Raw genomic sequence first — 24,824 nt, 5'->3', positions numbered from 1 at the left:
GTTCTCTCCTTCGCTTACAGGGAGTAGTACATATCAAATTCGATTGGATGAGTTGTCATACGGAAACGTGTGACATCTTCCATCTTCAAATTGATATATGCATCAATCATGGACTCAGTAAATACTCCACCGCGAGTCAAGAACTCGTGATCTTTCTTCAATGCATCTAATGCTTCTTCCAAGCTTGCGCAAACAGTTGGGATCTTTGCATCCTCTTCTGGTGGCAAGTCATACAAGTTCTTGTCAGCAGCATCGCCAGGATGAATCTTGTTCTGTACGCCATCCAAACCAGCCATCAACAAGGCAGAGAATGCCAAGTATGGGTTAGCCAATGGATCTGGGAAACGAGTTTCGATACGACGACCCTTGGGACTTGGAACGTGTGGAATACGAATAGAAGCAGAACGGTTACGTGCAGAGTAGGCCAACTTCACTGGAGCCTCAAAGCCTGGAACTAAACGCTTGTATGAGTTTGTACCTGGGTTAGTAATCGCGTTCAATGCCTTAGCGTGCTTAATGATGCCGCCGATGTAGAAGAGAGCGAACTCTGATAAACCTGCATAACCATTACCAGCAAACAAGTTCTCGCCATTCTTCCAAACAGATTGGTGAACGTGCATACCAGAACCGTTATCGCCAACAACTGGCTTAGGCATGAAGGTTGCGGTCTTGCCATAAGCATGTGCGACGTTTTGAATTACATACTTCTGCCAGATAGTCCAGTCAGCGCGCTGTACCAATGTGCTGAACTTTGTACCCAATTCGTTTTGGCCTTGACCAGCAACTTCATGGTGATGAACTTCAACTGGAATGCCGAGTGATTCGAGAATCAAGCACATTTCAGAACGCATATCTTGGAATGTATCGACTGGAGCAACTGGGAAGTAACCGCCCTTCTTGCCTGGACGGTGACCTGTGTTGCCGCCCTCGATCTCTGCACCAGATGACCATGGAGCTTCTTCAGAATCAATCTTCACGAAGCAACCTTGCATGTCGGCACCCCAACGAACGCCGTCAAAAATAAAGAATTCTGGCTCTGGGCCAAAGTAAGCAGCATCGCCCAAGCCTGTGCTCTTCAAATACGCTTCAGCGCGCTTAGCGATAGAGCGTGGATCACGGTCGTAACCTTTGCCATCTGCTGGCTCGATAACGTCACATGTGAGAACCAAAGTTGGCTCTTCATAGAATGGATCAATGTAAGCAGCTGTTGGATCTGGTTTGAGCAACATGTCTGATGCTTCAATACCTTTCCAACCAGCAATAGATGAACCGTCAAATGCATGACCGCTCTCAAATTTATCTTCGTCAAAAGCAGAAATAGGAACTGTCGTGTGCTGCTCTTTACCCTTTGTATCTACAAAGCGGAAATCAACGAAAGTACATTCTTTCTCTTTAACTAACTTCATCACATCAGCGACGGTCTTCGTCATGCAAATCTCCTCTATTAACAAAACTCGGAATTCAAACTCAAGGCATACACCCTTGTTCATTCCAGGCATTCAACATGCCTAATGGATGCATCTAATTTACTGAAGCAAACAACGGGGAATAGCCATTATTGCACTAATTAAGTGCTCAATTACCTCTTTTACACCCTAAAAAATGGTGAATTGCACTACTTTAGTGCAATATTGATCTAGGTAATGTCGTGGATTTCATAGCCGAGCTCTTGAGTGCCCGTTCTTAGGGCAATCCAAGCGCTTTCTAGTAGATTGGCATTTCCTTTAATACCTAATTCGATATGCCGCTGGGCATAGACACCGCCCTTAGTGGCATCACCTACAGAAGGCAGGCTAAAGACCTTCACTCCAGGGAAATTCGCTTCTATGCGCTCCATTAAGGGAGTCAAAGTAGATTCAATCCCCATGGGCACGATGAAACTTTGCTCCGCCCAGTTTTCTTGATGAAAGAGATCTTTGTAATGGGTATCCAAACACCATGCCATCATCGGCGCCGCCATGACGGGAAAGCCTGGAACGAAATGGTGCTCTCTAATCCGAAATCCGGGGATTTGGTTATAGGGATTGGGAATAATCTCGCTACCAATCGGGAACTCGCCCATCTTGAAGCGGTGTTGATTCTCTGGAGTATTGAGATCCGCTTTAATCGGATCGCCCTCCGCCATCGACTGAATTCGTCCTGCAATCAGTTCTTGTGCAGTGGGATGTAATTCAGTTTTAGTTCCGAGTGCTAAGGCAGCACATTGGCGTGTGTGATCATCCGGTGTTGCACCAATACCACCAGTACTAAACACCACATCACCACTTGCAAAGCTTGCAGATAAGGTTGCCGTGATTTGCTTAGGATCATCTGCGACATACTTCGCCCACGATAGACTCAATCCCCGTTCATTCAGAAGCTCAATCAGCTTGCTCATATGCTTATCTTGACGACGGCCCGATAGGATTTCATCGCCAATCACAATTAATCCAAATCGCCTTGTAGCACCTGCTTTTGATGGTGCATCCACTTCAACTTTTTTCACTGCATCAACCATCTCATTGGCCATGATAGGGAAGCTCCGGATCTACTATGCGCGTTTCAACTGTTAAGGACTTTTCTAACTCGTCTTGCCTGAGTGTCTGCAAAGCATCTAATAAGAAATGACTAAACCAAAGCGCTGCGAACACAAAGATTAAAGAATAAATCCAAAGTGCTACAAAGCTCACTACAGGAAACAAAACCAATGCTAAGGCAGAAGTTGCCCAGAAGAATGTAGGGACTGCGCCGAGCATGCCAGACACAATGCCCATGGTCAGCAATGGCCAGCGATATTTCTCAATGAGCAGATCACGCTCTTCGGTGCTGGCGTGTTTTGCTAAGACGTCATAGGACATGAGACGCATTGTTAACCAACCCCATAGTAGTGGCGGTAACACTGCAACCAAGGGTGGAACCCACCACACCGGCAATGTCAGCATCACCAATACCAAACAAATCAACGCAGACCATAAGGTGTAGACCAAGCTGCCAAAAAAGCCACCGCCCTGCTTACGCTCTAAACCTTGATATGCAGGTTGACGAGCCACGATATTCACAATGGCGGGCACAGTTGAGAAGGCAATAAACACTAAAAGACTAATCGTGATCAAAGGAATGATGAGCATCACAAAGAAGAGTGGCGCAATCCAAGCTCGCGCATTTTCAAAGCCAGCCCAAATAAGGCCCTCTTGAATCCAACTTGTAAACATCGAAGTGGTGAGAAAAATACTCAAGGCCTCAATAGCTGGAGTCCAGGTCAACCAAATTAAGCAACCCCATAAAACGGAGACAATCAAAAATGGTCGCAAGCTGAGCCACAACATGCGGGGATGCATCGCACCGACTAAGGCAAGTCCAAACGATTTAAATACTTGCTGTAATACGACCATAAGACTCCTATGAGATGCCAAGTGAGATGTCTACTTGGGCAATAACTCCCTAAATGCATGCACCAAGCCCTGCCACTGCTGAGTGATAATGTTTTGAGAAACACTTAAGTTTCGCACGCCCGTGGGATAGACTGCCTGCGGGAAGATGGCTGTCTTTAAAGCCATATCCCACCATGGAAATAAGATTCCAAAGTTACATCCACCCAATACTCCAGGCTTCCCAATGGCTTCATGACCGTAACCCACTGCATGGTGCATGCGGTGATACATCGGGGAAATCAAAAGATAACGAACTGGTCCTAAATGCACCTTGATATTGGCGTGCTGCCAACTTTGAATAAATTGACTTAATGCAACCAGTGCAATGAACTGCCCCGGTGAAACACCAAACAAAAGTGCAAAAAATGCCATCACTACCGCACGCATGATGTCATCTAAAAAATGATTGCGATTATCTGACCATGCAGTCATAACGGTTTGACTGTGATGCAAGGCATGTAACTGCCACCACCAATTAATGGCGTGCGATGCGCGATGGTATAGATAGTCTACAAAGTCGAGTAAGACGAGATAAAACAAAAAGCTTACCCATGGAATGGTTGTGACGCCTGGCCACCAATTTTCCACATTGAGGCGATCAAAACGAAAATCATGCAGCACAGAATCAATCTCAAAAAAGAATCCCGATAGCACAATAAAAATCAGACCATGAAAAATACCTAAGCGATGAAACAAAGTATAGAAAATATCTGCTTTGGTAGCGGGCGCAAGGCGCTCCTGCTTCTCCGCTGGATTGAAGCGCTCCCAAGTACGTAGCACCACGATGATTAAGAAAATCTGAATGCAACCAAACAAAAACCAATCTATGCCATCAAAAGCATCTTCGGCCCATGACATTAAATCCAATTGATATAGCAAGGGTCCAACGACGTTTGAGAAGATCCACTCTTGTGCACTGCCATAGGCATTAGATGTTGCAGTGGTGATTAAGCTGAAGTCCATGATTTATTTTGACTGATCTGCAGAATTTTTGTGCGCATTAACTTGTATTGGCAAAAGACCGAAACAAAAGCCTCGCTGCTTCAAATTAAGGATCAATTGTTCTAATACCGCTGGTGCCCAAGGATCTCTCCTGGACCAAATACCGAGATGCGCCATTGTGATATCGCCATTTTTAATGTCTCGGCTGGCTTTTTCTAAAAGGAGCTTATTGGGATGCTTGTCCGAATTGAGCTCATCGCCCAAGAAACCAGTAGTCGGCCATCCAATATGTTGATACCCACACATATCCCCCATCCGAATTAAGGTTGGAGAAGTTTTTCCTCCAGGAGCACGCCAAATTTTCTGCAAGGTTTGATTGGTCATCTCCTGAAAACGTTGATCAACCCGGTACATTTCTTTACACATGGCTACTTCGTTATACAGAATCGTTTCTCCAGCTTTTGATCCAAATTGCGGTTTTTCAAAAACCTGCCCTTTGGGGCCGTCTTTCACGAAGTAGGTATGGTCGTAAGTGTGACTACCAAAGTGATGACCCTCTTTAGCCAACTCTTGCCAAAAAGGTTTCCACGTTTCATCTAATGCAAAATCACCACGGTAGGTCTTTTCATTCGCGAGAAAGAAAGTGGCTTTGATATCTTGTCGTTTTAAGATCTCCGCAACGGTATTAGCAACCGACATATTGCCGGTATCAAAAGTTAAGTAAACGGTCTTATTGCAACTTGCTGTCTGCGCATTACCGTTTAATGAAAAACAGCCGAGCAAGAGCACGGCTGCTAAATGAATGATCGTATTGTGCTTCATCACTTGATTGCTCTATGCCCGCTCACTCCCATGGCGCTCTTGGATAGAAGAACACGCCATGTGGTGACTTGCCGACCGGTATCACAGTGACTAATTTCATGGTCGGGATATCAATCACGCCGACCTTTTTAGCAAAACGGAAAGTCACCCACATCGTTTTGCCATCAGGTGTAATTTCCATATCATCGGGGCCTGAAGGCAAGCCAGCAATATCACTGACCTTTTCCAGGGTTTGCATATTGATAAGGCTGATCGTTGAAGCAATGCGATTACTTACAAAGACATGCTTCTTATCACCCAGTGGGCGGAAGTTGTGAGCGCCTTTACCCGTAAAGATACGTTTAACTTCTTTGCGATTCTTCCAATCAATTACTTGAACGTTATCTTCGCCAGTAATACCAAGCAATAAATACTGATCGCCAGGTGTCATCCATAAGCCCGCTGGCACTTTACCTGTGGGCATGACCCACAATACGTTTTGGGTTTCCAAATCAATTGCTGCGAGCTCACTAGAGTCTTGCAAAGTAATAAAAGCAATTTTGCTATCGGAGGTAAATGCAATATGACTTGGAGTCTTTGCTAACTTCACCGTCTTTGCTAATTTCAGATCAGCGCCATTCGCTGAATAAATATCTACGCGATCTAAGCGATTACCATTTGCCACAAACCATTTGTGGTCTGGCGAGTAGCCAATTTGATAAGGATCAATGATGTTGGGGACGCGACCAGTGATCTCACCGCTAACTGGGTTCATCAACACAACATCGTTACCTGCAGCATTGGCAATCAGTAAAGTTTTTTGATCTGGAGTCATCATCAAGTGATGCGGCTCTTTACCAACCGGAATAGTTTTCACCACTTGGCGAGTTTGCATATCAATCAAGCTGACAGATGCTTGACCTGAATTGAGAATCACAGCTAATTTGGGCTGGGCCGGAGCTGCCGGAGCCTGAGCAAGCGCTTGATGCGTTATTGAAGCAAATGTGACTGAGAAGGCAATAGTGCAAAAAGCTCTAATCTTGGTAAATGTGTACATATCTACATTGTAAGCAATGCGGAGGGCTTAGCTGAGCCCCGAATGACCCTCTAAATACCGATGGATTTGACCTAGCGCAAGCTGGCCAAAACTTTTTCCAAGCGCTTTAAAGACATTGGGGTCGGGGTTTTCAACTCTTGGGCATACAGAGCCACCCTCAACTCTTCCAGTTGCCAACGAAAATCCAACAAAGCCTGGTCCTCTGTCATGGCATAGGAAGAACCTTTGTTGCCTTGCATGAGCTTTTGCCAAGGTCTTGCAACAGACTCCCAATCTTTTTGGCATTGCGCGTCACGTGAAGGGTTGGATCGCATCTTATCGATCCGCATTGCAATTGCTTTGAGGTAACGCGGTAAATGCACTAACTGGGCATAGGGAATATCCGCTACAAATTTGGGGAAGATTAATCCCTGAACTTGCGACTGAATATCTGCATAGGCACTGGGCGATGCCGCTTTTGCTTGAGTCATCTTCTTTTGGAGATCAGCATAAGCCTCTAATGCAGCCAAGGCATGGCGTGAGATTTCTTGAGCAATCAACGCCAATCTCGGCTTACCTGCCTGCATACGCTGTGCAAATTGCTCAGCATTATTTGGTAATGGTTCATTTAAGAAAGCACGCTCAATCGATAGGTTGAGTATCTGATCAATCAAACCTTCAACTGAGCCCACATTAATGAAGAGCAATCCCAGTTCACGAATACCGGGTAATTGTTTTTGTAAGGCCTTAAGCGTGTCTTTATTACCTAAGGCAAATAGACGACGTAAACCTAAAGCATGTTGTTTGCGGGCCTCTAACAAATCATCAAAGACTTCTAGGTCGCAATAGTCAACCCGATCAATCAGTGCTGGGTAACCAAATAAAGTCTTGCTACCCTTTTGAATCTCCAGGGTTTCAGGTAATTCACCAAACTCCCAAGAGCGGTAGCCACCCTGCTCGACTTTTCTGACCTGATCTGGCCTTTGAGATTGCGTGTTGACCTGGGTGCTGGGTTCAATTCCCAGCTCCGCTTGAGCAAGCTCTTGAGCAACGGCTTGAAAGGCATCACGCGCTGTCTGACCATACTCCGATCGCAAGCGTGCTAAGTTGCGCTCGACTTCTAATTGACGACCATGTTCATCGATGAGCCTGAAGTTCATTGATGAATGTAAAGGCAATGCTTCTGGCCGGAAATCTGTACGCTTAATTTCTAAGCCGCGCTCTTTACGAATGTCAACAATCAAACTATCAAGAAAATCACCAATGCCAAATTGATTGGAGTCGAGTTTTCGCTCTAAATAGGATTTAGCGTAATCAGGTAGTGGCACACAATGACGGCGTAATTTCTGCGGCAAAGTTTTGAGCAGCAACAGAGTCTTCTCTTCACACATCCCTGGCACTAACCATTCACAGCGACGGCCATCGACTTGATTGAGCTGTGCCAGAGGCACGACCAGGGTGACACCGTCCTTAGGGCTCCCTGGCTCAAAGTGATAAGTCAGGTTAAGCTCTGCTCCACCAACCCTCATCACCTTAGGGTATCGGTCTACCGTAATGCCTGCGGCCTCATGGCGCATGAGGTCAGCCTTCTCTAGACGCAGCTGTGGATCTAGATCTGGTGATTTCTTAAGATGGGCTTTGAGATCTTCTCGATTGCAGACCCCCTTCGGAATGCGAGATTCATAAAAAGCAAAGAGTAATTCATCGTCGACCAATACATCGGGACGGCGTGAGCGATGCTCAAGCGCTTCGATTTCTTTAATCAGGCGGCGGTTGTGCCAAAAGAATCCAAAACTGCCAGGATATTTTTTCTTGGCATCAGCTTCAGTCTCACGTTGAAGTGCTGGTGTATCCATACGACCAAACATTTCTTCTTGGACCAATGCTTGTCGAATGAATAGCTCACGAGCCTCTTCTGGATTGTGCGGCTCATAACGTACCCGGCGTCCGTGATAAATCGGCAGGCCGTATAAGGTGCCCCGCTCAAAAGCCAAGACCTCGCCCTGGCGGTTATCCCAGAACGGGTCGCTCAAGGACTTGATCAGACGATGAGCAGCAACCTTCTCCACCCATTGTGGCTCGATCTTAGCAATCGTCCGGGCATACATACGACTGGTCTCTTGCAATTCACCCGCTAAGATCCATGCGCCTGCTTTCTTACCAATCGTCGATCCTGGCCAGATGAAGGGGCGAATACCCCTAGCACCCACATACCCACCTGTCTTGCTATTACGGTCTTGAGATTTTTCGTCTTCCTCTTTTTTGGCAACGTAACCTAGTAGACCAGTAAGCAATGAGAGATGGACTTGCTCATACGTAGCTGGGCTAGCATTTTCTTTCCAGCCCTTTTCACCGAGCATGGTGTGCAACTGGCCATGCACATCACGCCACTCGCGCAACCTTCTTGGTGATAAAAATTTGCTGCGACACAGATTTTCTAACTGACGATTGCTGTGTTTGTGTTGCAAGGCATCTTGATACCAATTCCATAGCTTTACGAAACTGAGGAACTCGGAACGTTCGTCTGCAAATTGCAAGTGTGCTTGGTCTGCAGCAGCCCCCTGATCCATGGGCCGCTCCCGCGGATCTTGTGTCGCTAATGCTGAGGCGATGATGGTGACCTCTTTTAATGCGTTCTGCTCTTTTGCAGCGAGCAGCATTCTACCGATACGAGGATCTAAGGGTAAGTCAGCTAGTTGCTTACCAATCTGCGTTAACTTAAAACTATTATTAATATCTTTACCATTGCCGGCTTGCGCTTCATCAAACTCAATCGCGCCCAACTCATCAAGTAGCTGCACACCATCAGCAATTGCTCTACCTAATGGCTTATCAATAAATGGGAAATGCTGAATCTTAGATAAGCGCAATGAGCTCATTCGCAACAACACTGCCGCCAGTGAACTGCGCAGAATTTCTGGATCAGTAAATTTGGGACGACTTTGGTAATCCTGCTCGCTATAAAGGCGCACACAGATGCCATCAGAAACGCGGCCGCAGCGACCCGCTCTTTGATTGGCCGCAGCTTGAGAGATTGGCTCAATCTGTAACTGCTCAACCTTATTACGATAAGAGTAGCGTTTCACTCTTGCTAAACCACTATCTATTACATAGCGAATATTGGGAACGGTAAGAGAGGTCTCTGCAACGTTGGTCGTCAAAATAATACGGCGGCCATTTCCAGGACTAAAGACTCGCTCTTGCTCGGCTACCGATTGGCGCGCAAACAAGCTCAGTACTTCTGGATGAAAGCGTTGCTGCAATACATGGTCTTTGCGCAACGCTTCTGCGCAATCCCGTATTTCACGCTCACCAGGCAAAAAGACGAGAACATCGCCAGCACCTGTAGCACCCTCTCGCCACACCTTAGCAATTTCTTCTGCGACTGCATCGGGGATTTCTTTTGCAGTCTTAGATTCTTTCTTTCCATCAGGCTTAGCATCGGGCTCAAGTGGTGAGTAGCGCTGCTCCACCGGAAATAATCGACCACTGACCTCAATGACGGGTGCTACTTTGCCATTGATAGCAAAGTGTTCGGCAAAGCGCTGGGCATCAATCGTTGCTGAAGTGATGATCAGCTTGAGATCAGGTCTCTTGGGTAGTAACTGCCTCAAGTAACCCAATAAGAAATCGATATTCAGGCTACGTTCGTGCGCCTCGTCAATGATCAGTGTGTCGTAGGCTTTGAGTTGCGGCTCTCGCTGCGTCTCAGCCAGCAAAATACCATCTGTCATTAATTTGACTGAGGCTGTATTGCTAGTCCTATCAGCAAAGCGCACTTGATAACCCACATCTTGACCAATTGGTGAGCCTAGCTCTTGAGCAATGCGCTTAGCAGTAGCGGTGGCAGCAATTCGTCGTGGTTGGGTGTGGCCAATTAACTTGCCGCCATTGATCGTGCCTCGCCCTAGATCTAAACAGATCTTTGGCAACTGGGTAGTCTTACCTGAACCTGTCTCGCCACACACAATGACCACCTGATGGCTCTGCAAGGCATCTTTGATTAGCTGGCGCTGACTAGAGACCGGCAATTCTTCCGGAAAGCGGATCTTAAGACTGCGTCCGGTGTTGGAAGCAGGCACAGACGGAGTAGATGCTTTGGGTTTTTGTTGGTTTATAGGCTCTTGCACCCTATAATTTTCTCACTATGCCGACAAATGCACCGAACCTGGCCTCAAGCGCCGAAGAAACTACCTCCAACTTCCCCTTTGTAGGGTGGTTACGCGATGTTGCGCCCTATATTCATAGCTTCCGCGAAAAGACCTTTGTTATCGCCTTTGCTGGTGAGCTCGTACAAGAAATCGGTCTTGAGAATCTGATCGAAGACATTGCAATGTTGCATGCCATGGGTATGCGGATTGTTTTGGTTCATGGCATTCGTCCACAAATTGAAGAGCAGCTCATGCTGCGCAAGATTAAGAGCAAGTTTGGCAAGAGCGCATTGCACAGCTATCGGATCACCGATGCTGCAGCACTTGAGTGCGTAAAAGAAGCCGCTGGTGAATTACGTCTGGATATCGAAGCGGCGTTTAGCCGTGGTCTTCCAAATACCCCAATGGCTGGATCACGCATCTCTGTGATTTCAGGTAACTTCATCACCGCGATGCCAGTTGGTGTAGTAGAAGGTGTTGATTACATCCATACTGGCTTAGTCCGTAAGGTGGACTCCACTTCGATTAAGTTATCGCTCGATAGCAACAAGATTGTGTTGCTCTCTCCATTGGGCTTCTCGCCTACTGGTCAAGCATTTAACTTAGCCTATGAAGACGTGGCCGCCTCTACTGCTGCCGCTCTTAAAGCAGATAAGTTAATTTTCTTGAGTCCTTATGCTGGCCTCAGGGATGCTGAAGGTGACTTCATCACTGAACTCTCGATGCCTCAACTACAAGAGTATGTTGCGCAGAATAAAGATATCGACTTGGGCATGAAGGGTCTTCTAAACATTGCTGGCAGAGCAATTCGGGCTGGTGTAAGCCGAGTTCACTTCTTGCCTTGCAATCAAGATGGCGCTCTCTTAGAGGAACTCTTTACCCATGACGGCATTGGTATGATGCTCGCCTCTTCGGATATAGAGAACTTACGCGAAGCCAATCAGGATGATGTGGGCGGTATCTTGCAACTCACGATGCCACTCGAAGAAGAAGGCATCTTGGCAGCCCGTGGACAAGATGTGATTGAGCGGGATATTCATCGCTTCTCGGTAATTGAGCATGACCGCGTTCTCTTCGGTTGTGCTGCCCTCTTCCCGTTCCCTAATGGTGTTGGTGAACTAGCCTGCCTTGCAGTTGATCCTGATGTCCAAGGTTCTGGTGACGGTGAGCGTTTGCTCAAACGCGTTGAGATGAGAGCTAAACAAGAAGGAATCAAAAAATTATTTGTTCTCACTACAAGAACTGAGCATTGGTTCCTCAAGCGTGGCTTTAAACGGGCTACGGTAGATGACCTGCCAGAAGAAAGAAAACAAATTTATAACTGGGACCGTAAGTCCATGGTTTTAACCAAAGATCTTTAAGTAAAAAGAAATACATTAGAAAGGTATTACAGATGGCACGGATGGTTCAATGCATCAAACTCAATAAAGAAGCAGAAGGTATGGATTTCGCTCCACTTCCTGGTGAATTGGGCAAAAAGATTTGGAATCAAGTTTCCAAAGAAGCGTGGGCCGCTTGGCTAAAGCAACAAACCATGTTGATTAATGAAAATCGCCTCAATATGGCTGATCCCCGAGCTCGCCAGTACCTTTTAAAGCAAGTTGAAAAATACTTCTTTGAAGGTGGCGCTGACATGGCTCAGGGCTATGTGCCGCCTGCGGAGTAATTACTGCTCATTCTCTCAATAAGTATTGCAACACAGCAAAAATATATTTTTATAAACCAAGTTTCTGCTGTTGACACGATAAAAGCACAAGCATAGGATGTAATCGTAGTGAGGCAGATATGGTGCCCCGCTACATTGGCGAAAGCCAATATCAATAAGTGCATCTATGCGCTTATAGGCTAAGGAACTAAATACCTTCCGAGCGCCTGCGCCATGCAAACCATGGCAAACAACCCGATGGGCATACCCCGTCGGGTTTTTTATTACTACTGTTGCCTATATTTTTGTTTCGGCTTTTGTTTGTTTTGATGATTAGAGAGCGATACGGCTCACGCCAGAGGCATTGCTCACCAGCAATACGTTGGCTTTTTCTTTAGCAAACAATCCAACGGTAATCACACCGGCGATTTGATTGATCTGAGATTCCATTTTGACAGGGTTGGCAATTTGTAAGCCTGCTACATCTAATATCCAAGCACCGTTATCCGTAACAAAGGGTTCGCTTGGGGTTTGATTAAGGTCTGTGCGAGTGCTCTTCGCTAGGCGCAAAGTCACTTTGCCACCCAACTTTTCAAGTTCTCTACTCACTACACCTTTAGCTAGTGGAATGATCTCCACTGGAAGCGCGAAGTTGCCAAGTACAGGAACCTGCTTAGAAGAATCACAAATACAGATAAATTGCTTGGCCATCGACGCAATGATTTTCTCGCGAGTCAGCGCACCACCCCCACCCTTAATCATATGACCAGCCGGATCAATTTCATCGGCACCATCCACATAAGCTGGAAGATTAACAACATCATTTGGGTCGAGCACCTTAAAGCCATGTTTGAGTAATCGCTCAGTTGTAGCATTGGAACTCGAAACTGTTCCGCCAAAATGATCTTTGTGAGCTGCTAAAGCATCAATGAAGCAGTTGGCAGTAGAGCCAGTACCCACACCCAGGATTTGCCCAGCAGGTAACTTAAGTACCTCGTCTCGAGCCGCTTCGCCTACCATTTGCTTGAGTTGATCCTGATTCATATATCTGCCAAATGCCTTTACTGGAACTGAGTAATCAATGCATCTATCATATGATATTCACAAGAAATTCCTCAATCAGAGCCTTTTTTAGAAATTTTCAGCCATGAATAGCGCCCCCTCAGCCTCTAGCCAACTGGAGCAACTCAAGAAACTGACCACGGTCGTTGCCGACACCGGTGACTTTGAGCGTATGCAGGCGTTTCAGCCTCAAGATGCCACAACCAACCCCTCCCTTATTCTTAAGGCGGCCCAGCAAAGCAATTACCAGTCTTTAGTGAACTCGGTTAAAGCAGCTCACCCAGGCATCAGCCCTACTGATTTGGTCGATTACATCTTGGTGGCTTTTGGTCTTGAGATTTTGAAGATCATTCCTGGCCGCGTCTCTACTGAAGTTGATGCTCACCTGTCTTTTGATACCAAAGCAACGGTTGCTAAAGCCAAGCACTTAATTGCACTCTATGAATCTCATGGGATTGATCGCAAGCGTATCTTGATTAAGTTAGCTGGAACCTGGGAGGGTATTGCTGCTGCAAAAGAATTAGAAGCGCAAGGTATTCATTGCAATATGACATTACTCTTCTCGCTCGTTCAAGCAGCAGCCTGTGGCGCTGCCAATGCGAAGTTGATTTCACCATTTGTAGGTCGTATTACTGATTGGTACAAAGCCAAACTAGGCGCCAATTGGAGTGATGTCGATAACGGCGGCGCCAATGACCCCGGCGTGACTTCAGTCAAACGAATCTTTCACTATTACAAACACTTTGGAATTGCTACAGAGATCATGGGCGCAAGCTTTCGCAATACCAGCCAGATCCTGGAGTTAGCGGGTTGCGATCTCTTAACGATTAGTCCAGAACTATTGGCCGAACTGAGTGCAGGCACTGCAGCGGTTAGCAAGAAGTTAGATGCAGCGAATGCTCAAGGCGCTTTGAGCGCTGAGAATATAAGGCCGCTCAAGCTAGATGAGTCTAGCTTTAGATTGCAACTGAATAATGATGCAATGGCCACTGAGAAGTTGGCTGAAGGTATTCGGAATTTCTGTATTGATACAGAGAAGCTAGAAGGACTACTAGCCAAGTAATCGACTAGTAGTTTTTTCATTTACTTCTTAGCGGTGCTAATGCCTAATAAACTATAAGCTCCGCAATATCCCATCATCCCTGTTAGCAATGGAGCAATGCCGATCCAGGCCCACGGGCCAGTGATGCCAAAGGCTGCTAATCCCATCAGGGTGATACCAACAGTCATTCGAAGTACGCGATCAGTATGACCAATATTGCATTTCATATAAACCCCTTTGGTTGTTTTACTGATCCCAGCTTAGGCTTATTTAGAGGTTTTAGCAAGGCGCTGTCTTAATGCCTCATACAGGCATACGCCGCTCGCTACTGAGACATTCAAGCTTGATACCACACCCTGCATAGGGATGCGCATGAGCTCATCACAGGTTTCTTTTGTCAGGCGACGCATGCCCTTACCCTCTGCACCCATGACGATTGCGATAGACCCCGTGAGATCGATGTCATAAATCGATTTTGTAGCCTCATCGTCAGTACCAATCAGCCAAACACCCGCTTCTTGCATCTCTTTCATACTGCGCACAAGGTTGGTAACGGTAATGACTGGCATAACTTCAGAGGCACCGCTAGAAACTTTGCTGACAGTAGCATTGATTGAGGCTGAGCGATCCTTCGGAATCACGACGGCACCTACTCCTGCTCCATCGGCTACACGAAGGCAGGCTCCAAAATTATGGGGATCAGTGACTCCATCGAGCACTAAGAACAATGGCTTCTCTTTTGCGCCCTCGACATCTTCAATGACTTCAGTGATCGTGCGGGCTATGGTCATCTTTTCAGCCAAGGCAACAACACCTTGGTGACGATCATGGCCAGTTAGTTTTTGTAGGCGCTCTGCGTCAGCAGCATGCAAGCGCTCACCCAAAATTTCTTCTGCATGCTTTAAAAAATCACCCATCCGTCGATCACGACGACTTGGATCAAAGTAAACCGATTTCAGGCTATCAGGATCAACACGTAAACGCGCTTGAACTGCATGAAATCCAACTAATATTTGCTTCATCTTTCGTATTTACTCTTTTTGCTCTTTATTTACTTTTTATTTTCTTCTAGCTTTGGTATTTCGTACTGGCGGTTTTGTGCCAGTAGGCTTACCAACAGATCGGCCAGGCTTATTCGCTTTACCATTTTTACGACTCGCCTTGCTCTTCGATTGGGTAGCACCCAGAGTGCCAGCAGACTTCGCAGCATTCACATTGATACCACTTGGCTTTTGAGGCGCTTTGTGAGTAGGCCTACTCTTATTAGGAGCGGCCTTCTTATTTGGTCGACCAGTGTCTGCAGCCAATATCAATTGACGGCGGCTAGATGATCCTACACCTTCAGCGCCCGAACTCTTCACAAGACTAAATTCAATCTTGCGAGCATCTAAGTCAACTCGACTCACTAAGACATGCAAGCGATCGCCTAAGCGATAACGAATGCCAGTACGCTCACCACGCAACTCTTGGCGAGCTTCATCGTATTGGAAGTAGTCACCACCCAATTCAGTGACGTGAACCATGCCTTCAACGAAGAGATTCTCTAGCTGGATAAATAGTCCAAAGTTGGCAACACCAGTGATGGTGCCTGCATATTCCTGACCGAGGTGGTCGCGCATGTAATAGCACTTGAGCCATGCCTCTACGTCACGAGATGCCTCATCAGCACGACGCTCATTAGAGGAGCAGTGAACACCTAATTGACCCCAGATAGGTAATGCCGCATTAGCACCCTTTGGCAACTTAGCGCCCTTCGCTGGAGCCCTTGCATCGTTTTGTGATTTCTTGGCATTGACGGCATTCTCCCTGCCCTTACCTTTGCGTGGCAAAGTCAGATTGAGGGGAACTTTTGGTGGCAGAACAGGTGTGTAGGGCTTCTTCTGCAAGATCGATTTGATGACTCGATGAGTCAATAAATCTGGATAGCGACGGATCGGACTAGTGAAGTGTGAATACGCTGGATACGCTAAGCCAAAGTGACCTTCATTATCTGGCTGATACATAGCCTGCTGCATTGAACGCAGAACCACAGACTGCAACATATTGGCATCTGGTCGATCTTTAATCTCGCGCATCAACTTTGCAAAATCACGAGGCTTTGGTTTCTCGCCACCACCCAGAGATAAACCAGAGGTTCTTAATACTTGGCGCAGCGTAACGAGTTTCTCTTCAGAAGGCTCACCGTGGACACGGTATAGACTCAGATGCTTGTTCTTATCAATAAAGTCAGCTGCGCAGACGTTGGCTGTCAACATGCACTCTTCGATCAAGCGATGAGCATCATTACGTAGGCGCGGCTCGATCCGCAGAATCTTACCAAGCTCATTGCTAATAATTTGGGTTTCTGTTGTTTCAAATTCAATGGCACCTCGCTTCTCACGAGCAGACAAGAGAATCTTGAACAAAGAATACAGATTGGTGAGTAGTGGGCGGAACTGAGCAAAGCGTGCCGCTTCAGGACCCTTGCTATTTGAGAGAATCTCCCAAACCGTATCGTAGGTGAAGCGTTGTGCAGAATGCATCACTGCTGGATAGAACTGATACGCCAATACAATACCATTGTTATCGACTACGGAATCGCACACCATACAGAGGCGATCAACATAGGGGTTAAGCGAGCAAAGACCATTCGAGATCTTCTCTGGCAACATTGGGATTACCCGTCTTGGAAAATACACCGAGGTTGCGCGTAACAAGCCTTCATCATCTAAAGGATGACCTGGTTTAACGTAGTGCGAAACGTCCGCAATCGCCACAATCAGACGCCATGCCTTAGTTTTGCCGTACATCACTGGCTCGCAATAGACCGCATCATCGAAGTCTCTGGCATCGGCACCGTCAATCGTGACTAGCGGCACATCGCGTAAATCTACTCGACCCTCTAAATCTTCTTGCTGAACGGTATCAGGTAATGCTGCAGCTTCTTTCATTGCAGCAACAGAGAATTCATGGGGCACACCGTACTTGCGTACCGCGATTTCAATTTCCATACCAGGATCATCGATCTCACCCAAGACTTCAACAACACGTCCTACTGCTTGACGATAGCTATCTGGGTAATCAATAATTTCAACACTAACTACTTGGCCTAGCTTTGCTTGTCCTTGGCCTTTAGGTGGAATAAGAATGTCATGACCAATACGCTTATCTTCAGGCGCAACAATCAAAACACCGTTTTCATTTAGGAGGCGGCCGATGACGACCTTATTGGCGTGGAGAACTACTTCAACAATCTGCCCTTCTGGGCGACCACGTCGATCAGTTCCTAATACTCTAACATTGACTCTATCGCCATGCATGACGCGGGACATTTCTCGTTCAGAGAGAAAAATATCTTCACCACCATCATCGGGAATAACAAACCCAAATCCATCTCGATGCCCTTGAATCGTACCCAAACGATCAGCCTCACGGGGCATCAAGTCTTTTGCTTTACGCATTTAATTCCTTCGGCAATACATGCCCTATCTATATATCTACTGATATCTATTTTTGTTATGAATAAGGCTACTGTATCAAACCACCACGTCTGAAGGGAAAAAGCCAGAATGGGGGTTAAAAAACCTAAAAACGCCCATCCCCCTATAATAGAGGCATGCCCAGGTGGCGGAATTGGTAGACGCACCAGCTTCAGGTGCTGGCGATCGTAAGGTTGTGGGGGTTCGAGTCCCTTCCTGGGCACCAAACTCTCTAAATAGACCTTATATGGGGTCAAAAAGCCGATTTACAAGTCTGAATCAGGTCTATCCAAGCCAGAATCTGGCAATCGTAAAAACGGTCATCCCAACAAGCAAGGTAATGAGCATTTTTCTGGTGAGATAAAAAGTCCCTAAGGCTGCTAACCCACCCCAAATATTGGGCAATCTCAAATCAAATTGGGCCACGCTTGTTGCATTTGTAGATAAGAAAATTTCAGGAGCCAAAATAGCAACCATGGCTGCCAATGGCGCAAAGCGAATTGCATCAAGAATCCAGTCAGAAACTTTCACGCGCTCGCCCAAGATCAGAAAAAAGCTTCTCGACAAAGCAGTTACAAATGCCATCCCAATTAGGAGCAGAGAAATATTCCAATCAATCTGCATCAAGGCGTGCTCTCTCTAGAAGACTTATTAGTCATCATCCCCACAAACAAGGCTGCTACGATTGCAATCACAATATTGAGTCGAAATGGAATGCCATAAGTTACTACGGCCACTACTGCCGCCGTTACTGCTGCCCATCGTGCAGCTGCACGATCAAGCATGGGAACAATAATCACCAATAAAGCAATTGCTCCAGCAAACTCAAGACCCCAACTATTGGGAATTTGACTTGCAAGCAGAATTCCGGAGATAGAACCCAGTTGCCATAAGAGCCAGTTTGAGAATTGCATGCCCATCAACCAATACAACCTGAGCCGCTCTTTATCAGCATGACGTTCTGCAGTGGTTTCTGGCTTAGGATAACGCCTGACATAGAAAAGATAACTAAAGTCTGCCGTGAAATATCCCAACAGAACTCTGCGCCATGTAGATAAGTAAGAGAAATGGCTTTGCAGTCCGAGGCTAAAAATCACAAACCGCAAGTTCACCATGAATGATGTGACTAATATCATCCAAATTGGCAAGCCAGAAGCAATCAGCGGAAGCGCTGTCAGCTGTGATGATCCCGCATAAACCAAGAGACTCATCGCCAAAGCTTGTTGCACGGTTAATGTCGACTTGGCCATCGCTATGCCAGTGACAAATCCCCAAGTTAAGATTGTCACGCCAAATCGTGACATCTCTTTAAAGCCGTCAATAAAGTGCCTTTGCTGCTGAGGAGTCATACTCAGATATTAAAGCCCCATATTTCTATGCAGAATCTTGGGCTTCATTTCTTCCCAAAGGCTTTCAAAGTCTTCCGTTTTTTCTTCAGAGAGTTTTACGGGGTCATAAAGATGGCCAAAGACAATTGATTTCCGTTTGACTAGGGTTTTTTCAAACTCGGTCAGACCAACAGGCTTATCCTCCATATCACGGGTAAGTTCTGCTGAACATACAATCGCCTGCTCATCATCTTTATCGACGACGGCAAATTCAATAAATTGCTGAGACTGATCGACGACGACTAAAGTACCGCGTGCATAGGTCACCGCATCATGCTGCTCAACGATATAGGCCAAGAATTGATCTTCTTCTACCCTCTCCATCTGAAGGTCATCAATAAAAAAGAGGTATTGATCGCCATCAGCATTCACCAAAGTAAAAACCTTAGGTGTCACACCGTGCCCTAAGACCAGGTTACGGTAATAAGAAGAGACTTCTACAGCGAGGTTTTCTGAAAAGAGATGCATTACAAATTCACTAATCGATTTAATTAAGCCAAGTTCTTATTGAAGAACTCCATAGTTCTCTCCCAAGCCAGCTTCGCTGCTGTCTCGTTGTATGCCAATGGTGGCAGACCGCGAGCATCTGATTTGGGGTTGGCAAAGGCATGCTTGGCATCGTAACGATAGAAGTCATGATCTGCCCCTGCTTCAGTCAACTTTGCATCTAACTGATCTACGCCAGAGATCGCAAAGAAATCGTCATGCGTTGCCCAGTGCGCCATCATTGGCTTAGTAATCGCTTTGGCATCGACATATTCCAATGGAGGGTATCCATACCAAACTACAGTAGCGTCGAGCTCAGGAACATTACATGCAGATAGCACTGTTAATGCGCCGCCCATACAAAAACCAGTAACCGCCACTTTTTTGCTGCCAGTCGCTTTGAGGTACTGAACGGCGCCGCGAATATCTTGACCCGCTGCATCACCAAAGTTCAGATTACCCATCAGATGCTCTGCTTCTTTTGCTTCAAGCGCCAGCTTGCCACGATAGAGATCGGGCACTAGTGCGCGATAGCCTGCTTTAGCTAAACGATCCGCCACAGACTTCACTTCATCATCTAAGCCCCACCACTCTTGAATTACCACTACACCAGGGGCGTTTGATTTATCGGCAGGCTCAGCTAGGTAACCTTTAATTTCTTGCCCATCGGGTCTTTTATATTCAATCATTTCTACTCCTCTGTTTATTACTTTGGATTGTCTTTTTATGTGCCTTTTGTCTTGGCGTCTGAATGGATATATCCTACCAGCCAAAATGTAAGCAGGCTACAAGCTACTGCTCCGTAACCAACCAAGTTGTAATGCTCCATCTTACCGTCAGTACTAATAGTCACCACTAACCCAGCCAATACCGAAGCAATGCCTGAGGCAAGCATCTGAATCGAGCCAACCAAGCTCATAAAGGTTCCCCGAATTTTCGGTTCTACTAACTGGCTCACAATCGCCATTGCCGGAATCATTCGACCCGATATCAAAATAAAGAAAGATGTTGAGTTAATCAGTACCACCCATAAAGGTACGGGCACTAAATTGGTAGTCACAATCAGCGGAATCAAGCTCACAATAGCTAAGACTCTAAATACTTTGACCTTGCCATACTTATCTGCCATGTGACCTATCAGGCGTGAGCTCATTAAGGTCGCCACTCCGCCACATAAATAGATCAACGAAATGTATGAATCTGCCACACCCACATTGGAAGTTAAATACAAGGCGATATACGGAATAACAGAGAATCCTGTCAACATAATTAAGCCCATAAAGAGAAAGGCTCGTAAATGATGATGGGCAATCAAGATGTCATAGATCTGCTTAAGGCGACTACCCTCTTGCACATGATGCAAATGCCCCGAGATCTTAGGTATATTGCGATAGCCTATATAGAGGATCAGGGTTGAGATCAAACCAATAAAGATAAATGGTGCACGCCATCCAAGCAACTCAACATGGTTAGCCAAAAATAAACTCAATGGCACGCCAGCAACTGTTGAGACCGAGAATGCTGCCATTACTGTTCCTAAAGCCTTGCCTCTGCGTTCAAATGGAATGGAGTCAGCCACAATAGTTTGGACTAATGATCCAAGAATTCCGCCAAATGCTCCTGCACAAGCGCGAGCGATAAAGAGTGAGTGGTAATTAGGTGCAAAGCCGCAAGCTACTGTTGCCACAATGAAGCAAACATACAAACGCAATAGCAACTGCCGTCTCTCAAAGCGATCTACGTAGTAAGTTGCAAATACGCCTGCAATCGCAGCGGCAAAAGTATAGGAGGACAGCAACAAACCGAACTGATGGGTATTAATCGAGAGCGCTTTAATGAACTGAGGCCCTAAAGGCATCATGATCATGAAATCCAAAATATGGGTGAACTGAATTCCAGCCAAAGCAAATAGAAAGAAGCGCTCTTGCTTGGGGGATTCAAATAGATTGGATGGCTGGCTCAAGGTCTGCTTTACACGTACTGATCAATATGACATTATCACCCTTGAATCCTAATCCTGCTGACCCCCACTGACCTATAGATCATGACCAATATCGCCGAACCCGTTCTCCAAACAGCTGTGCTGGGCATACCTGTCATTCCGCTTATCACGGATGTTTTCTTTGGAATCTTGGGTCTCATTGTGATTCTTTTTTTTCATGGCACATTTATTAACCACATCATCATGCGCTTTGACAAAAAGACTGAGCAAAACCATAGTCTTGCCCAATACAACCGAGTTTTTTTTCATTTCTACACTGCATTTATTTTGATTGCCTGTGTACATATTTGCGAAATTGTAATTTGGTCTATTTACCTCATTACACTTGGTCTCATTTCTAACGGCATTGAAGCATTAATTTTTGCAGGTAGCTGCTACACCACTGTAGGCTTTGCAGCTGACTCTTTGCCCGCTGGCTGGAAAAGCTTAGCGTTCTTTATCGCGTTTACTGGATTATTCTCAATCGCCTGGACTACCTCTGTGATGATCGGTATGACCGATACCTACAAGAAGGCTTGGAGATTAAAATACAGCCGAGTTAATTAAACTCGCTTAAGGTAGTACCCGTATACGCAGCGAGTACCATCTCTTGAAGGGTTGTGAGTGTCGTGAATCACCCCATCAATCACTGTAGTCAGGTGTTTTGAGACCTTCACGATCAAGGTGCCCCCTGGCAATTCACTAGGTCTGAGGTGAACCTGACAGCCAGCCCCCACCTTCATGGTCGCTACCCATTCAAAACCAAGGGCCACAATGTAATCATGAAAGACATTGCGATGATTGCCATTGCGTGGTGATGAGCCTCTACGCGTGAGATGCCTTGATAGTTTGTTATCACGCTCGCTGGCGTATCGAGCATTGGCATCGCGCAAATCTTCATAGACCTGCATATAAGGCAGATTGGCTGCAATCGCAATCGACCTCACTACACAATCACCTGCCCCACCCTTAAAGCCAGCCGCCTCCCTACCGCCATCATTTAATTGAAATGGAAAGGTTTGATTCGATCGCTGTAAGCGGGCAAATGGATTAAGGAAGCTAAACATGTGTTTTATGGGAGTAGCAAATAAAAAATGGACTTACCTTTCGACAAATCCATTTCTTTTTGTAACTCAGATTGAATTACTTCGCTTGCGCTTTCTTTACCTCTAGGCGCCATGCATGCAGTAGCGGCTCTGTGTAGCCATTAGGCTGCTCGAGACCTTTGAAGATCAAATCACTAGCTGCTTTATAGGCATAAGAGTCTTTATAGTTCGGCATCATTGGCTTGTACAAAGGATCGCCAGCATTTTGACCGTCTACGACCTTGGCCATACGCTGTAATGTCTCATTTACTTGGTCAGCAGTCACAATACCGTGCAACAACCAGTTGGCAATATGCTGACTAGAAATACGCAATGTAGCGCGGTCTTCCATCAAACCTACGTTATGAATATCAGGAACCTTAGAGCAACCAACGCCTTGATCAATCCAACGTACAACGTAACCCAAGATACCTTGACAGTTGTTATCTAATTCTTGCTGAATCTCTTCTTTAGACCAGTTTGGTTTCTCAGCTACTGGGATTGTTAATAAATCATTGATTAAGGCTTCTGCTTCAGCTGCTGTATCGAGCTTTTCCATTTCTTTTTGGAGCTCTGCAACGTTCACTTGATGGTAGTGAAGTGCGTGCAATGTAGCTGCGGTTGGTGATGGCACCCAAGCAGTGTTCGCACCCGCTTTTGGATGAACGATCTTCTGCTCAACCATAGCTTTCATCATGTCTGGCATTGCCCACATACCTTTACCAATTTGAGCGCGACCACGCAAGCCGCAATCTAAGCCTGCAAATACGTTACGACGCTCATAGGCTGACAACCATTTGCTGGTTTTCATATCGCCCTTGCGGATCATTGGACCTGCGTACATAGAGGTGTGCATTTCATCGCCAGTGCGATCCAAGAAGCCAGTATTAATAAAGGCCACGCGTGCACCTGCGGAAGCAATTGCGGCTTTGATGTTGGCACTCATACGACGCTCTTCATCCATGATGCCTAATTTGACTGTGTCAGCTGGCAAGCCAAGTAATTTCTCAACACGGCCAAAGAGCTCAGCAGCAAATGCCACTTCTTCAGGGCTGTGCATTTTTGGTTTAACAATATAAACAGAGCCCTTACGAGTGTTGCCGATTGCTTGAGTCACAGGACGATTAATGTCATACAAAGCGATCAATACAGTCACTACGGCATCCAAGATACCTTCATAGATCTCTTTGCCTTCACCAGTCATGATGGCTGGGTTGGTCATTAAGTGGCCAACGTTACGAAGGAACAGGAGTGAACGACCATGCAAAGTCACTACACCATCTTTAGCATTGACCGCCCCAATACCGGCTTTGTATTTGCGATCTGGGTTTAAGGTGCGAGTAAAAGTTTTACCGCCCTTTTGGACCTCTTCAACCAAAGTACCTTTCAAGATGCCAAGCCAATTCTCATAAGCAAGGACCTTGTCATCGCCATCAACTGCAGCAATTGAATCTTCTAAATCCAAAATAGTAGACAGTGCTGCCTCAAGCACAACGTCATTGATACCTGCAGGGTCTCCAGAACCAATGGTCTTGCTCTTATCAATCTCGATATCAATATGGACGCCGTTGTTACGCAAGAGTACAGAGCTAGGACCTGCTGCATCGCCTTGGTAACCCACAAATTGCTGCTCATCAGCCAAGCCAGTAGTGCTGCCATCCTTAAGTTTTACTGACAGCTTATTGCCATCTACTGAATAAGTAACTGAATCTTTATGTGAACCCTTAGCCAATGGCGCAGCTTGATCCAAGAAATTACGGGCATAAGCAACTACTTTTGCGCCACGGATTGGATTGTATGCGCCAGCCTTAGTAGCGCCATCCTCTTCAGACAGTACATCGGTGCCATACAAGGCATCGTATAAGGAACCCCAGCGGGCATTAGCAGCATTCAAGGCATAGCGAGCATTGAGAACTGGAACGACCAACTGAGGACCAGCTTGTAATGCCAACTCATCGTCAACATTCTTGGTTGTTCCTACGACCTTACCTGGAACTTCATCCAAGTAAGCAATCTCTTTAAGGAACTTTCGATATGCAGGCATGTCTGTGATTGGGCCTGGATTGGCTTGATGCCATTTATCCAAATCAAGCTGAATGCGATCACGCTTTGCAAGCAATGCTTCATTTTTTGGAGTTAAGTCTTTAACAATCTCATCAAAGCCCTTCCAAAAATCAGCGCTCTTGATGCCAGTTCCTGGAAGCACTTTGTCTTCGATGAAACGGTATAGAGGGGTTGCCACTTGAAGGCTATTGCAGGTAGTACGCGCAGTCATGTTGTTGATTTCTTATGCAAAAGTTAAAAATAGGGGCGATTCAATACTGTGTCAAATATTTT

Annotated in this window: 22 protein-coding genes and 1 tRNA gene; 5 read left to right on the top strand and 18 right to left on the bottom strand. The window is 46.1% G+C overall.

Translation table 11 applies throughout. The features are described from left to right. Positions 1–14: 14 nt before the first annotated feature. From glnA to hrpA, 7 genes are all read right to left on the bottom strand, one after another. Positions 15–1,430, bottom strand: a complete 1,416-nt coding sequence (glnA, locus tag A8O14_RS04100; protein WP_068948361.1) for a type I glutamate--ammonia ligase — start codon at positions 1,428–1,430, stop codon at positions 15–17. Positions 1,431–1,636: 206 nt separating this feature from the next. Then, on the bottom strand, positions 1,637–2,509 hold the full coding sequence (locus A8O14_RS04095; protein ID WP_228385108.1) for a competence/damage-inducible protein A: 873 nt from the start codon (positions 2,507–2,509) through the stop codon (positions 1,637–1,639). Then, positions 2,499–3,371 (bottom strand): EI24 domain-containing protein, encoded by an 873-nt coding sequence (locus tag A8O14_RS04090; RefSeq protein WP_068948360.1) that lies wholly within the window; start codon positions 3,369–3,371, stop codon positions 2,499–2,501. Before A8O14_RS04090 ends, A8O14_RS04095 begins: the two co-directional genes overlap by 11 nt. Before the next feature lie 30 nt (positions 3,372–3,401). Next, the gene (locus tag A8O14_RS04085; RefSeq protein WP_068948359.1) at positions 3,402–4,373 is read right to left on the bottom strand and encodes a sterol desaturase family protein; all 972 of its coding nucleotides are present in this window, start codon (positions 4,371–4,373) and stop codon (positions 3,402–3,404) included. 3 nt (positions 4,374–4,376) lie between these two features. Continuing rightward, entirely contained in the window at positions 4,377–5,174 is a 798-nt protein-coding gene (locus A8O14_RS04080) for a polysaccharide deacetylase family protein (RefSeq protein ID WP_068948358.1), read from the bottom strand. 22 nt (positions 5,175–5,196) lie between these two features. Next, positions 5,197–6,210, bottom strand: coding sequence for a YVTN family beta-propeller repeat protein (locus A8O14_RS04075; protein WP_082913098.1), 1,014 nt, complete (start codon positions 6,208–6,210; stop codon positions 5,197–5,199). A 71-nt stretch (positions 6,211–6,281) separates the two neighbouring features. Beyond that, complete coding sequence (gene hrpA / locus A8O14_RS04070; protein WP_082913097.1) at positions 6,282–10,271, bottom strand: ATP-dependent RNA helicase HrpA; 3,990 nt, start codon at positions 10,269–10,271, stop codon at positions 6,282–6,284. Positions 10,272–10,336: 65 nt separating this feature from the next. Here hrpA and argA point away from each other — a divergent pair, with 65 nt between their 5' ends. After that, the gene (argA, locus tag A8O14_RS04065) at positions 10,337–11,701 is read left to right on the top strand and encodes an amino-acid N-acetyltransferase (RefSeq protein ID WP_068948356.1); all 1,365 of its coding nucleotides are present in this window, start codon (positions 10,337–10,339) and stop codon (positions 11,699–11,701) included. A gap of 32 nt (positions 11,702–11,733) precedes the next feature. Next, positions 11,734–12,006 (top strand): oxidative damage protection protein, encoded by a 273-nt coding sequence (locus A8O14_RS04060; RefSeq protein WP_062308940.1) that lies wholly within the window; start codon positions 11,734–11,736, stop codon positions 12,004–12,006. Positions 12,007–12,318: 312 nt separating this feature from the next. Here A8O14_RS04060 and rpiA read toward each other — a convergent pair whose 3' ends face one another. Beyond that, on the bottom strand, positions 12,319–13,029 hold the full coding sequence (gene rpiA, locus A8O14_RS04055) for a ribose-5-phosphate isomerase RpiA (protein WP_068948355.1): 711 nt from the start codon (positions 13,027–13,029) through the stop codon (positions 12,319–12,321). Between the two features lie 103 nt (positions 13,030–13,132). Here rpiA and tal point away from each other — a divergent pair, with 103 nt between their 5' ends. After that, complete coding sequence (tal, locus tag A8O14_RS04050) at positions 13,133–14,110, top strand: transaldolase (RefSeq protein WP_068948354.1); 978 nt, start codon at positions 13,133–13,135, stop codon at positions 14,108–14,110. Positions 14,111–14,130: 20 nt separating this feature from the next. Here the strand turns inward: tal and A8O14_RS04045 are convergent, their stop codons facing one another. From A8O14_RS04045 to rnr, 3 genes are read right to left on the bottom strand one after another with little or no spacing between them, the layout of a single operon-like run. Further along, positions 14,131–14,316: a YgaP family membrane protein gene (locus A8O14_RS04045; RefSeq protein WP_068948353.1), complete on the bottom strand. Its 186-nt coding sequence runs from the start codon at positions 14,314–14,316 to the stop codon at positions 14,131–14,133. Positions 14,317–14,355: 39 nt separating this feature from the next. Continuing rightward, positions 14,356–15,111 (bottom strand): 23S rRNA (guanosine(2251)-2'-O)-methyltransferase RlmB, encoded by a 756-nt coding sequence (rlmB, locus tag A8O14_RS04040; protein ID WP_068948352.1) that lies wholly within the window; start codon positions 15,109–15,111, stop codon positions 14,356–14,358. Between the two features lie 36 nt (positions 15,112–15,147). Then, positions 15,148–17,529 carry a ribonuclease R gene (gene rnr, locus A8O14_RS04035; RefSeq protein WP_068948351.1) on the bottom strand — a complete coding sequence of 794 codons (2,382 nt, stop codon included), beginning with the start codon at positions 17,527–17,529 and terminating at the stop codon, positions 15,148–15,150. Positions 17,530–17,686: 157 nt separating this feature from the next. Here rnr and A8O14_RS04030 point away from each other — a divergent pair. Next, a tRNA-Leu gene (locus tag A8O14_RS04030) sits at positions 17,687–17,773 on the top strand. A 59-nt stretch (positions 17,774–17,832) separates the two neighbouring features. Here the strand turns inward: A8O14_RS04030 and A8O14_RS04025 are convergent. From A8O14_RS04025 to A8O14_RS04005, 5 genes are read right to left on the bottom strand one after another with little or no spacing between them, the layout of a single operon-like run. After that, positions 17,833–18,171, bottom strand: coding sequence for an AzlD domain-containing protein (locus tag A8O14_RS04025; protein ID WP_068948350.1), 339 nt, complete (start codon positions 18,169–18,171; stop codon positions 17,833–17,835). Beyond that, positions 18,171–18,896, bottom strand: a complete 726-nt coding sequence (locus A8O14_RS04020) for an AzlC family ABC transporter permease (protein ID WP_068948349.1) — start codon at positions 18,894–18,896, stop codon at positions 18,171–18,173. Before A8O14_RS04020 ends, A8O14_RS04025 begins: the two co-directional genes overlap by 1 nt. Positions 18,897–18,905: 9 nt before the next feature. Then, on the bottom strand, positions 18,906–19,403 hold the full coding sequence (locus A8O14_RS04015; RefSeq protein ID WP_068948348.1) for a hypothetical protein: 498 nt from the start codon (positions 19,401–19,403) through the stop codon (positions 18,906–18,908). 23 nt (positions 19,404–19,426) lie between these two features. After that, complete coding sequence (locus A8O14_RS04010) at positions 19,427–20,110, bottom strand: dienelactone hydrolase family protein (protein WP_068948347.1); 684 nt, start codon at positions 20,108–20,110, stop codon at positions 19,427–19,429. Positions 20,111–20,145: 35 nt separating this feature from the next. Then, positions 20,146–21,384 carry an MFS transporter gene (locus A8O14_RS04005; protein WP_068948346.1) on the bottom strand — a complete coding sequence of 413 codons (1,239 nt, stop codon included), beginning with the start codon at positions 21,382–21,384 and terminating at the stop codon, positions 20,146–20,148. 81 nt (positions 21,385–21,465) lie between these two features. Here A8O14_RS04005 and A8O14_RS04000 point away from each other — a divergent pair, with 81 nt between their 5' ends. Then, a complete protein-coding gene (locus tag A8O14_RS04000; protein WP_068948345.1) occupies positions 21,466–21,969 on the top strand; it encodes a hypothetical protein in 504 nt (167 codons plus the stop codon). Here A8O14_RS04000 and A8O14_RS03995 read toward each other — a convergent pair. Together A8O14_RS03995 and A8O14_RS03990 are read right to left on the bottom strand one after the other, a co-directional pair. After that, on the bottom strand, positions 21,966–22,469 hold the full coding sequence (locus A8O14_RS03995) for a hypothetical protein (RefSeq protein WP_068948344.1): 504 nt from the start codon (positions 22,467–22,469) through the stop codon (positions 21,966–21,968). The two genes, A8O14_RS04000 and A8O14_RS03995, sit on opposite strands and share 4 nt — an antisense overlap. Positions 22,470–22,545: 76 nt before the next feature. Further along, complete coding sequence (locus A8O14_RS03990) at positions 22,546–24,762, bottom strand: malate synthase G (RefSeq protein WP_068948343.1); 2,217 nt, start codon at positions 24,760–24,762, stop codon at positions 22,546–22,548. Positions 24,763–24,824: the final 62 nt, after the last annotated feature.

The sequence above is a fragment of the Polynucleobacter wuianus genome (genome assembly GCF_001659725.1).
GTDB classification, from domain to species: domain Bacteria; phylum Pseudomonadota; class Gammaproteobacteria; order Burkholderiales; family Burkholderiaceae; genus Polynucleobacter; species Polynucleobacter wuianus.
Note: the sequence above shows the minus strand (reverse complement) of the source record. Positions and strands in the feature narration are given on the sequence as shown.